Source organism: Pseudoalteromonas sp. SG43-4, from assembly GCF_014164325.1.
Classification (GTDB): domain Bacteria; phylum Pseudomonadota; class Gammaproteobacteria; order Enterobacterales; family Alteromonadaceae; genus Pseudoalteromonas; species Pseudoalteromonas distincta.
Map to the genome: position 1 here is coordinate 1 of NZ_JACJFB010000087.1, position 227 is coordinate 227.

The 227-nt window shown below is 45.4% G+C and carries 1 rRNA gene; it reads left to right on the forward strand.

What is annotated here, in order from left to right:
- A 23S ribosomal RNA gene (locus H5160_RS20695) occupies positions 1-225 on the forward strand; the annotation flags it as partial.
- Positions 226-227 lie beyond the last annotated feature (2 nt).

The window sequence follows — 227 nt, forward strand, 5'->3', positions numbered from 1 at the left end:
AAACAGATTAATATTTCTGTACTCGATATAATTGCGATGGGGGGACGGAGCAGGCTAAACAAGCATGGCGTTGGTAGTCCATGTGAAAGTGAGTAGGTTGGCGACTTAGGTAAATCCGGGTTGCTGTTAAGACTGAGACACGAGACGAGTCACTACGGTGATGAAGTTGTTGATGCCATACTTCCAGGAAAAGCCTCTAAGCTTCAGATTATATGGAATCGTACCCC